Origin of the sequence: Paramagnetospirillum marisnigri (genome assembly GCF_001650715.1) — a bacterium.
Taxonomy (GTDB): domain Bacteria; phylum Pseudomonadota; class Alphaproteobacteria; order Rhodospirillales; family Magnetospirillaceae; genus Phaeospirillum; species Phaeospirillum marisnigri.
Window position 1 is genome coordinate 1 of sequence record NZ_LWQT01000081.1, and the last position, 9,993, is coordinate 9,993.

General features: G+C 61.1%; 13 protein-coding genes. 10 read left to right on the forward strand and 3 right to left on the reverse strand.

Annotated features, from left to right (window positions below; all coding sequences use genetic code 11):
• Window positions 1-197 (reverse strand): transposase (locus A6A04_RS15785; RefSeq protein ID WP_068492287.1); only part of this gene is annotated, 197 nt, incomplete at its 3' end.
• 724 nt (window positions 198-921) lie between these two features.
• Between A6A04_RS15785 and A6A04_RS15790 the strand changes: the two genes are divergently transcribed.
• The 8 genes from A6A04_RS15790 to A6A04_RS15815 all read left to right on the forward strand — a co-directional run bounded on the left by A6A04_RS15790 (window position 922) and on the right by A6A04_RS15815 (window position 8,264).
• Window positions 922-3,753, forward strand: coding sequence for a DUF2135 domain-containing protein (locus A6A04_RS15790; protein WP_068494583.1), 2,832 nt, complete (start codon window positions 922-924; stop codon window positions 3,751-3,753).
• A gap of 158 nt (window positions 3,754-3,911) precedes the next feature.
• Window positions 3,912-4,526 carry an ankyrin repeat domain-containing protein gene (locus A6A04_RS21835; protein WP_281196793.1) on the forward strand — a complete coding sequence of 205 codons (615 nt, stop codon included), beginning with the start codon at window positions 3,912-3,914 and terminating at the stop codon, window positions 4,524-4,526.
• A 31-nt stretch (window positions 4,527-4,557) separates the two neighbouring features.
• Window positions 4,558-4,899 (forward strand): hypothetical protein, encoded by a 342-nt coding sequence (locus A6A04_RS15800; protein ID WP_068494586.1) that lies wholly within the window; start codon window positions 4,558-4,560, stop codon window positions 4,897-4,899.
• A gap of 106 nt (window positions 4,900-5,005) precedes the next feature.
• Window positions 5,006-5,650: a hypothetical protein gene (locus A6A04_RS22455; protein ID WP_156612646.1), complete on the forward strand. Its 645-nt coding sequence runs from the start codon at window positions 5,006-5,008 to the stop codon at window positions 5,648-5,650.
• Between the two features lie 160 nt (window positions 5,651-5,810).
• Complete coding sequence (locus tag A6A04_RS22460; RefSeq protein WP_156612647.1) at window positions 5,811-6,326, forward strand: hypothetical protein; 516 nt, start codon at window positions 5,811-5,813, stop codon at window positions 6,324-6,326.
• 136 nt (window positions 6,327-6,462) lie between these two features.
• Entirely contained in the window at window positions 6,463-6,861 is a 399-nt protein-coding gene (locus tag A6A04_RS22465; RefSeq protein ID WP_156612648.1) for a hypothetical protein, read from the forward strand.
• Between the two features lie 39 nt (window positions 6,862-6,900).
• A complete protein-coding gene (locus tag A6A04_RS22470) occupies window positions 6,901-7,317 on the forward strand; it encodes a hypothetical protein (protein WP_156612649.1) in 417 nt (138 codons plus the stop codon).
• A gap of 44 nt (window positions 7,318-7,361) precedes the next feature.
• A complete protein-coding gene (locus tag A6A04_RS15815) occupies window positions 7,362-8,264 on the forward strand; it encodes a hypothetical protein (protein WP_156612650.1) in 903 nt (300 codons plus the stop codon).
• Window positions 8,265-8,308: 44 nt separating this feature from the next.
• Here A6A04_RS15815 and A6A04_RS15820 read toward each other — a convergent pair whose 3' ends face one another.
• Together A6A04_RS15820 and A6A04_RS15825 are read right to left on the reverse strand one after the other, a co-directional pair.
• A complete protein-coding gene (locus tag A6A04_RS15820) occupies window positions 8,309-8,737 on the reverse strand; it encodes an OmpA family protein (RefSeq protein ID WP_156612651.1) in 429 nt (142 codons plus the stop codon).
• 204 nt (window positions 8,738-8,941) lie between these two features.
• The gene (locus A6A04_RS15825; RefSeq protein ID WP_068494599.1) at window positions 8,942-9,337 is read right to left on the reverse strand and encodes a hypothetical protein; all 396 of its coding nucleotides are present in this window, start codon (window positions 9,335-9,337) and stop codon (window positions 8,942-8,944) included.
• Between the two features lie 265 nt (window positions 9,338-9,602).
• Between A6A04_RS15825 and A6A04_RS23470 the strand changes: the two genes are divergently transcribed.
• Together A6A04_RS23470 and A6A04_RS15830 are read left to right on the forward strand one after the other, a co-directional pair.
• Window positions 9,603-9,731, forward strand: a complete 129-nt coding sequence (locus A6A04_RS23470; RefSeq protein WP_281196794.1) for a hypothetical protein — start codon at window positions 9,603-9,605, stop codon at window positions 9,729-9,731.
• 65 nt (window positions 9,732-9,796) lie between these two features.
• Window positions 9,797-9,993 (forward strand): transposase (locus tag A6A04_RS15830; RefSeq protein ID WP_068492287.1); only part of this gene is annotated, 197 nt, incomplete at its 3' end.

A 9,993-nucleotide genomic window follows, 5' to 3' on the forward strand; every position in this document is an offset into this window, starting at 1 on the left:
TCGCGCTCAAGCTCCTTGAGCCGCTTGGCCTGTGAGACCTTCATCCCACCGTATTCCTGGCGCCAGCGGTAGTACGTAACCTCCGTTACCGCCAAAGCCTTGGCGACGTCGGCCACCTTCCGGCCTTGCGCCAGAAGCACGTCCGCTTCACGCAGCTTGCCGATGATCTCTTCGGCGGTATGTCTCTTCTTCGGCATGGAATGTCCCCTTCATGGTCAGTTGAATTATTACATTCAACCTGGAGCCATTCACGGGGGGAGGGTCACTATTTTCCTCGCGCTCTTGCTCGGTCTTGATTCTGCTGTAAGGGCTATTGGGGTCCATTGCGAAGCATTTTGTGGCGCATGTGTTCTCATCAGTTTGGGCATTCACCTGGCAAGCTGCATTCTTAATGTAATTTTTCTCCATGCACTGATGAAACTGACTTTTTTCCGTGATTTCCTTGCAGGTTCTTCCGTTATGTTGTTGAGAGCACGCATTCTTCGCCTCTTGGGTCGACTGGCGGCAATTTCGCAGGCAGGTCTTCTCGGCCTCCGAGCTTTGTACCTCAGTCGCTGCGGCGCAGAGAAGAAATGCCGCCCATACGAAGCCCATTAATGAAATTCTCATATATATTCCAATTCAAGGTAAATGACGCCCGCTGCTGCGTCTAATGCTGGGGTTGGCTTCGAATTAATCGAAGTGCTGCGAAGTCTATATCTCTCGGATGGTCGGCCCATGCCCATTATTGATGTCAGAGTAGCCAGATTTCGGCCCAACAGGAAAGCGGCTCCGACGATAATCGTTTGATGAATACCGCGTGGCGGTCCGCACATTGCTTCCCCTCGATCCTAAGTCGGGCTAGGCTGCTAACTCCAGGCCGTCAATTGAGCGGATCCAAGGTTGGACGCGGGACACTTGGACTCGGGGGGGGGTATCAAGATGCGCCTTTGGTTTGCCGGGGCCCTGGTGGTTCTGATGGCGTTGTGGCAGCCGGTCGCGGCACAGACGCAACCTCCGATCTTGCCGGAAAGCTCGCCCGTCGGGGTCTGCGGCATCTGGATCAAGCCCCGACTCTACGCACGCATGGTGGTTACGGAAACCGAGATCTGCCTGGAAAACTCCAATTCAAACCCACTGGAGGGCGAATTGCGCTTTCCACTGCGGGAGAACCAGACGGTTACCGGTTTCACGTTGTCGCCTGCGGCTCCGGGAAGTCCGGCATTGCGGGCGGTGCCGGTGCCGAAGGCCAAGGGGACAAAGGTTTTCGAGGCGATCGAACGGGCCAATGCCGATCCCGCGCTGATGGAACGGGCGGAGGGAAACATCTATTCCCTGCGGGTCTACCCCCTGCTTCCCAAGGTCAAGCGCATCGTGACCATCGAGACCACCGAGCCCATCATCGCCGATGCCAAGGGGATGAACAACTTCGACCCGGCCGCGACCTTCGCCGGGATCAGGGGCGCCAAGGACACGGTGCTGTCCGTCGAGGGCGAAACGGTCGGTATCCCGACCGGGGCCATGCGCTTCGACCCCAACTACAAGCGCACCGGCTTCGTGCGCCACTCGGCCGGGGTTACCACGTTTTCCGGCTTCTTTCCGCTGAATAAGCCGCGCGCCGGCATGCCGATCGCCTGGACGGCACCCGGCGGCGACACTGTCATCGGCTCGTGGTTCGAGGGCAAGCCCTACTTGTACGCCGACATACCGGTTTCGGGCGCGACGGTACCGCGCCCGAAACCGGACGCCGTGGCGCTGGTCTGGGATGCTTCCGGCTCGGGTGCCACGCGCGACTATTCCCGCGAGTTTGCGGTGCTCGACGCCTATTTCCGCAAATTGGGCCGAACCGAGGTTACGCTGGTGGTGGCTCGCGATCAGGCCGAAGCACCCCGGCGCTTCACCATCGCCAACGGTGACTGGTCGGAACTGCGCAAGGCCGTCGAGGCGGTACCCTATGACGGAGCCACAAACCCGGCCGCCTGGACGGTGCCGGAGGGTTTTGGCGGCGGCAACGCCGTGGTCCTCCTGGTTTCGGATGGGCTGGCCAATTGGGGGAGGGGGGCGCCGAAATTCCCGGTAACCTTGTTCGCGCTCAATGCCTCGGCCCAGGCCGATGCCGGTCGGTTGCGGCACTTGGCCGAGGCCACCAACGGCCAGTATCTCGACCTGACGGTGTTGTCCACCGGGCAGGCGCTGGCCGACCTGACCACCGTTCGTCCACGCCTTGTATCCTTGAGCGGTGACGGGGTCGACGATCTGGTTTCGGCGTCGATTCACCCTGAAGGGGGCCGGTTGGTCCTGGCGGGCCGCGTGACCCAACCGAAGGCCTCGGTGACGGTGAAAACCGTGGACGGCGCCGGCAAGTACAGTCAACGGCGAGTGTCTGTCCCCCTGGAGGAAATCGAGTCCGATGGGTTTGCCGCCAAGCGCTGGGCCGGATTGCGGATCGCCAGCCTGCAGGGGGATGCCAACCAGAATCGGGCCGAGATTCTGCGGCTGGGTCAGGAATTCGGGGTGCTTTCCGACGAGACGTCGCTCTTGGCGCTGGAGCGGATGGAGGATTTCCTTCGCTACGACGTAATGCCCCCCAGGCGCGATATGCGTCGTGAATTCATGGCCAGGCGACAGCCGACCCCCCTGGACCCGCAGGTAGACAAGGCGCAGATCGAGGACTTGGTGCTACGCTTCAACGAGTTGGCTTCCTGGTGGGAACGCGACTTCCCCAAGGGCGAAAAGCCGATGCCGAAGCCTGAGCCGGAGAGTGGCGCGCGCGCCACCGCTGGCGCCGCCGCCCCATCCCCGAAATCGGCGGTGGCATCCGGCGGCCCCTCGGACACGGCCAAGCCCGCCGACATCGAAATTCGCCTGCGCAAATGGGTTCCCGATGCCCCTTATCTCCGCAGCATCAAGGACGCCCCCGCAGATCAGCGCTATGGCGCCTATCTCGCCGAGCGTCCGGCCTATGCCAGCAGCACCGCCTTCTTCATTGATGCCGCCGACATCTTTTTCGAGGCGGGACAAGGCGAAATCGCGCTGCAGGTGCTGTCCAACGTGGCGGAACTCGGCTGGAGCAACCGCTCGCTGCTGCGCATCCTGGCCTATCGGCTGCTGCAGGCGGGACAGGCCGACATGGCCCTGCCGGCACTCACGCGGGTCCGCGATCTGGCGCCGGACGAGCCCCAGTCATGGCGTGACCTGGGCCTGGCCAATGCCGCCGCCGGCAACGTCCAGGAAGCCGTCAACTTTCTGTGGCAGGTCGCATCCCACCGATGGGATCGCCGCTTCGCCGATATCGACCTGATCTCGCTGGGAGAACTGAACACCCTGGCAGCCCGCGCCAGGACGGCGGACCTGTCGCGCGTCGATCCCCGTTTGGCGCGCAATCTGCCGGTCGATATGCGGGTGGTGCTGAGCTGGGACGCGGACAATACCGACATGGATTTGTGGGTGAAGGATCCCAACGGCGACTGGGCCTTTTTCGGCAACCGCCTGACCTACCAGGGCGGGCACATGTCGCGGGATTTCACCGGAGGACTCGGACCGGAGGAGTTCATGCTGAAGCAGGCCAAGCCGGGAAGCTATGAGGTTCGGGCCAAATTCTACGGCCATCGCCAGCAGATATTGTCGCCCTATACGACTGTGATGCTGAAATTCACGACCGGGTTCGGCACCGACCAGCAGAAGGAGGAGAATGTCGTCCTCCGCCTGTCCGGCAAGGGTGAGTCGGTCCTCGTCGGCACTTTCGAGGTCAAGCCACCAGCGGCATCTGAATAGGTCGGTCCAGACTGTTGGTTGGCGGCGACCTGGCCAATCTCCCGCCCACTATCGTCTCCGCCGTTGGGCGCGGTGATTTCATTCGATACATGAAAGGTACGGCAATGGATTATTGTGTTCGTGCATATACCAGGCTTTTGGCATGGACCTTGGTCTGTATGCTGTCCTTGGGACAGGCCATCCCGGCTCTGGGGAACCCTCTCCCCGCGCCACACCCCATCGAGGATGCGGTATGGAGCGGCAACGTGGCTCGCGTTGAGAAACTGCTCGGCGATGGACCGCCGTCGCTTGCTTCCGTAAGCGGCCTGTTGCAATCGGCGGCGGGTCGGGGTCATACCGACGTAGTCTTGGTTCTCCTCGGCCATGGCGCCAATGTCGGCAACAAGGATCATCACGGCATGACGGCCCTGCATCGGGCCGACAATCCGGCAATCGCCAAGATTCTGCTCGACCGCGGCGCCGACCTGTCGGCGCGCAGCGATAATGGCTGGACCCCGTTGCGAATGGCGCTGAAATACAACAAGTCAGATGAGCTTGTTCTTTATCTCCTGGAGCGTGGGGCCGATATCAACGATATCGACAATAACGGCAATGACCTTATCTATGAGACATTGTTCCTTTCCTGCAGGCCGAAGGCTCTGGGCATCCTTCTTGACGCCGGGATCGATCCGAACAAAAAGGGCAGGCGGGACGAACCGTGGCTGTCCTGGGCAAAACGCGAGAAATTCGACGAATGCGCCGAAGTGCTCAGGCAGCACGGCGCGCGTGAATGACGCCTGACCATGAGAGCGAGCAGGCCAGGCCATGACGGAATTCGAAGCGCTGCTCCTGGGCGTGTCGATCGAGGCCCCTGCCGCTTATGCCCTCGCCCACCGGTTCGGCTGGGCGTGCCGGGGCGCGCGGCATGTCGGCTTGGCGGCGGCGGTGGCGACGGCTGCGACCCACCCACAATTGTGGTCCGGCGCATCCTGGGCCTATCAGCATTTCCCCTTCTGGGCCAGCGCCTTGGGCGCGGAGACATTGGTGACGATTGCCGAGGCGCTTCTCATATCCTGGATGGCTCAACTGGCGATAAGGCCGGCCTTCCTGGTTTCCATGCTGGCCAATGCTGCGTCCTGCGCCGTTGGCCTCGCCGTCATCAATTGACCATGGCGGGCAGATGTTGGATATCCATGAACGATGTCGGACAATGCCTAGCCTATCCTGGCAATGGCTGAGAAGAATGCTCCTCGCGCCGAAGGAGGATCGATCGATGAGAACGATAGTGTGGCTGGTGTTCTGCTGCCTGCCGTCGCTGGCACTGGCCGACCTCCTGCCTCCGGGGCACGACGAACTTGTGAAACGGATGTTTCATGACTATGACCGGGCGGATCAATTCTGTGCGGGAAAAATGGTCGACAGCGCTTGCGTCATTCCCGGAAGTCCTTTTGAAGGCGGCGGTGAAGGGACGTGTCGTACGTCTATAAACAGGCGAACGGCAACCATCGACTCCCTTTGCATCAGACGTGAAAAATACGAAATCCAGCGTGATATTCCGGATGGTTATTACAGAGCCTCCGACGCCTACTGCGAGAAGGATCGGAAAGATGCAATCGCGCATGCCGCCTCGCCAGATGCTGCGTTTCCAAGGCCCGTTCTGGCAGGCTGCGGCCCGACATCGACACTTTCCGATCGGTTCTGCCGCGACAAGGCGACGGGCGATGCCTGTGCGGCGGAGGTGCGGGTGGGCAACTCCGCTTCGTCCTATCCCGGCCGCTGCATGGAAAGGCAGGAGGAGACCTTTTATTCACGCATCCTCATGACGCGGACAGTCATGACCTGCCTGCCGGAAAATCCGGTGGTGATCGACATCAAGCCGTCGTCGCCGCCGAGTTGGCTGCAACGGCTGATCGAATAGGCCTCAAATAGGCCACAAATCGCGCCCAGATTGGAATCCATCGGGTGCCCGAGGGACCGCCCACTGGACCACGGAAACCACGATGAGGAATACCCTGAGTGCCGAAGTTCCCCTGATGGGGTGCGACTTCTGTTCAAGTTGAACCAGATCATAAGGGCAGATGATGCGCCGTTTTCTATCCGATGGTCGCCCGCTTGATGAGTTTTTTCATAGCCAGCTGGTCGCCTGTCCGCAGTGTGGCAAGCGGGCTGAACTGGTCTACCGGAACGGAGAAGTGCGGCTTGCCTGTGTGATGTGTGGGTACTGCCGGAGCATGGGGGGTGTTTCCAACCCCGAAGGCGACCCAGACATTGCCAACGGAATTCCGGGGGTTGATTTTCCAGCCTCCCGGATTTCCTGGTCACTGGCGGCATGGAAGCCCGTGGACCTTTGGCTGAGAACCCCATGCTGCGGAGATGTGCTGTGGGCTTATAACCTGGAGCATCTTTTGTATCTGAAGGAGTTTATTGCCGCCAGCCTTCGGGAACGCCGTCCAATCCGTCGCGACCCTAAAGGTCCCGTGATTTGGCGGAATAAGGCCATGATCAGCCGAATGCCGCGATGGATGAAGGATCGTCGGAATCGGGATGCCATTCTGGCCGCCATCGCCAAACTGGAGCGGATGGCGCGATCATGATGGCTTTAGCTTCATGGCAAATGAAACCGCAAGGTACTGATCCGGCGTTTCCCGGTTGGGCGGACGACCCGTTACCAATGGGCGACGGAGTTGCCGGTGTCCGGATCCGCGCCTTTGATCGACCAGGGGAGGGGGGATGACGCATCGAGCGAAGTATGTGGCCGTTGCTTTGCTGGGAGCGCTTGCTTGGCCGCAATCCCTGGCGGCGGCAACGCGCAATTGCACCTCGGATATCCTGCTCCAGTGCCGGAAGGCGGGGTGTGAGCCGCCCGAGGAGCTGCACTCCAACCTGGTGATCGATTACGGTCGACGCTCGCTGACCTATTGCGTCGGAACCGCCTGCTTCGAGGCCAGGCTGGCGGTGGTGAAAAGCCAGGGCGAGGAACTGATCGCGTTCAACGGCCAACGCGTCCAGCCCGGCGAGCCCCGCTTCGCGGGCGGCCTCGCGACAATCTATCAGGGGGGCAAAAGTGCGACGGTCGGCCGCTTCGAGGCGGATGGGTCGGCATCCTTCAGCCCCATGACCTGCGAATAGACGTGTTCACGAAGGGGAGCTTGATGACTGGCATTTTGTTTGCCGATCTGGCCGATTGCCAGCAACGCGCCGTGGCAGCGAAGTGAAATGAACAGATCGCAACCTAACGCAGGATTTGCCACCAGCGTTATTGGCCTGCTTGCCTCGCCGGTATGCTCATCGGTTGTTGTATTTGCGGTTGTGTTTTTTGAATTTGCCGGGAGGGATATGGTTTTTAGTCAAATGGAACTATCATCCATCATTTCATCGCTATACTTTATATCGACGCTTGTACTTGGATTGCCATGTTACATCGCGCTCTTGCACTGCGGTTGCGCTAACGCCATCGAGGCCGTCGTATGCGGCGTCGAGGCGGTTGTGCTCGGCCGGATCATGCTTCTGTCCGCCCATCGGGCCTGGCCCTTGTCAATTGCCGCCAATGGCTTTTCCGCCATGGTCGGCAGGTACGTATTTTGAAAGCGGCGGCATTGACGCCAGGCGACTGGGGCATCGCCGGAGTCTTGGCCCTGCTGGCCTGCTGGGCGCCGATGCCACTGTACCTGGTCGCCATCGCGTGCTTCGGCCTGCCTCATGTGATCTGGGAGATGACGTGGATCAAGCGCACCGCTGGCGACCGCCTTCCCCGCTGGTGGTGGGGCGGGCTTGCCGCCATCTTGTCGGTGCAGGCATCGGCACGGCTGGCCTTCGCCGCCGGCAAGATCGGCCACTCGGTGGCGGGGCTGGCGGACCTGCTGACCCTGGCATTGGCGTTCGCGATGGTGGCGACACTGCCGGGCATCCGCGACGGCTGGCGGCCAACCCGAACGGCCCTGGTGGCCTTGGCCGGGGCGGTCGCGCTCGCGACGATCGGCGTGGCCGGGGCGCCGGAGGCCATGGCCGCACTCCTGGTGGCGCTGTCGGTTGCCCACAACTTCACGCCCATAGGCCTTGAGCGCCTGGGGCGCCCCTCGGGCGATCCGTGGAGCGGGCTGCGCTGGATGATGGCGCTGCCCCTGCTGCTGCTGGCGGTTCCGCAACTGCCGCAGCCGGAGGTTTTCGGTGTTCTGCCCGCCTGGTTCCCGGGCGAACTGAGTTGGCTGAAAGGGCAGCCGGTCATCGCATCGCTGAATCTTTTTCCCGCGCTGGTTCTCGCCCAGTGTCTGCATTACGTGGCGGTATTGCGCATTCTGCCTAGGCGCTTCGGGGCTGAATGGCGGCGTGGCGGCTGGTGGGGGCCGGCCATGGCAGCCGCCGCGGTGATGGTCATGGGCTTCCTGTGGTCGTTTCCCGATGCCCGCCGCCTCTACGGCGTGGCGGCGGGGGTCCATGCCTGGATCGAGTGGCCGATCCTGCTGTGCCTGATCGGCGGAGTCCTGGGGGATGCGCAGCCATCCTCGGCGTGCCGGAACCATGCCCTCCGGTAAAATCACACCTCCGCCAGGGCGTTTCACATATAGGGCACGCCGCTCTATTCGTCGAACTTGATATCGACCCGGCAATTGATCTTATCGTTCCGGCCGACGCCTTGCGTCTTCATGTGGCCAAAGGATCGTGTCGTGATCCGGGACGGCGCGATCCCCTTGCCGACCATGTAGTCCTTGACGCTGTTGGCGCGTCTGTCACCCAGCGCCAACGCGTAGTCATCGGTGGCTGGCTCACAGGTGTGCCCGTCCAAGGTGATCTTGGCCTCGGGATTGGCCTTCAGGTGGTCGACCACATAGTCGGCCTGCAACAGCGCGTCGGGATCCAGGGTGTTCTTGTTCATCGTGAAAAAAATAGGTCTCGCCGACACGTGGCGACGGTCGCCGCCGAAGAGCAGGTCGGCCCGTGACGGCGCGGGCGCGACTGCCGCGCCAATGGCAAGAGCCAGGACGAAGGTGAATCGAGTGACGCTCATGATCGCCTTCCCCAAATCAAAGTTGGTGCATCATTCAGCGGCGAGGAAAAGTCCACCATGGACCGACATCCTCGGGTGACGCGGTGTGTGTCGGGATGTCCGCAGTCGCGTCAGCATCGGGCCGTCACTTCGCCGTGCCATAATTGGCGGAGGGCATGTTCTCGAGCTCAGCCTTCTCGATCCATGTCGTCTCGCCGAACGGGCTCACTGCGATGACTCGACTTCGTTGATGACCCGCGAGAAGGTGGAGGTGCCGACCCCATCTTCATCGTTCCAAAATTCGCAGTAGCTGTTCCGCTGCGCCTCAAGGGTTTCAAGCAGTCGTTCGCCATAAGCGTCGTCGTCACCCTTTCCCGCCATCCGCAGCGCGGCCGTGATCCCCTCGATGGCGGCATAGGCGAGTTTGGCCCGGCCAAACTCGCCATCGGCCTGAAGCTTGCCAGCATATTGCCTCTCGTCGCGAAGTATCCGATTGATCGCGGTCGTCAACGCCGTCCTGGTCATTTTTCCCTCGCGGGTCAAGCGGTCGGTTGGGGCCGTTCCTGCCTTTTTCATGACGACCCAATGTGTCACGGTGATGATGCCGGTGGCGATTAGCAAGAATACCTGTGCGTCCCTGGTTCCCTCTGGGACAGCGGGAATGCAATCTTGTGGAAACAAATCATGTCAACGTTATGGACATTCGCGACCTGTGTCAGAGATTCCCTCACTTTGTGGAATCCTACTCAAGCCGGTTGGCCGATGTCGAAAAAATATGGAATTCATTATTTAGGGCAAAATTGCCACATTACCGCCACCAATGCACCATTGGACGAGAGCACCATCACACTCCGTAAGCTCCCAAATGGAGCGCAGGAGTATTTCCGTGAAGATTCATGTGTTCATTGCCGCCGCAGCGCTTGCCGCGAGCTTGACCGGTTGTGTGATCGATCCGGCGTATATGAGCGGGTTCTATGGGGGCCAGTCCTATGGGTATCAGGCGCCAGCCTACTGACCCTCCCCCCGTGAATGGCTCCAGGTTGAATGTAATAATTCAACTGACCATGAAGGGGACATTCCATGCCGAAGAAGAGACATACCGCCGAAGAGATCATCGGCAAGCTGCGTGAAGCGGACGTGCTTCTGGCGCAAGGCCGGAAGGTGGCCGACGTCGCCAAGGCTTTGGCGGTAACGGAGGTTACGTACTACCGCTGGCGCCAGGAATACGGTGGGATGAAGGTCTCACAGGCCAAGCGGCTCAAGGAGCTTGAGCGCGA

Coding starts and splice junctions, on each gene's coding strand:
- A6A04_RS15800 (WP_068494586.1), top strand. CDS start 4,558: ATGACGGAATTCGAAGCGCTGCTCCTGGGCGTGTCGATCGAGGCCCCT.
- A6A04_RS15790 (WP_068494583.1), top strand. CDS start 922: ATGCGCCTTTGGTTTGCCGGGGCCCTGGTGGTTCTGATGGCGTTGTGG.
- A6A04_RS22455 (WP_156612646.1), top strand. CDS start 5,006: ATGAGAACGATAGTGTGGCTGGTGTTCTGCTGCCTGCCGTCGCTGGCA.
- A6A04_RS21835 (WP_281196793.1), top strand. CDS start 3,912: ATGCTGTCCTTGGGACAGGCCATCCCGGCTCTGGGGAACCCTCTCCCC.
- A6A04_RS15820 (WP_156612651.1), bottom strand. CDS start 8,737: ATGAGCGTCACTCGATTCACCTTCGTCCTGGCTCTTGCCATTGGCGCG.
- A6A04_RS22465 (WP_156612648.1), top strand. CDS start 6,463: ATGACGCATCGAGCGAAGTATGTGGCCGTTGCTTTGCTGGGAGCGCTT.
- A6A04_RS22460 (WP_156612647.1), top strand. CDS start 5,811: ATGATGCGCCGTTTTCTATCCGATGGTCGCCCGCTTGATGAGTTTTTT.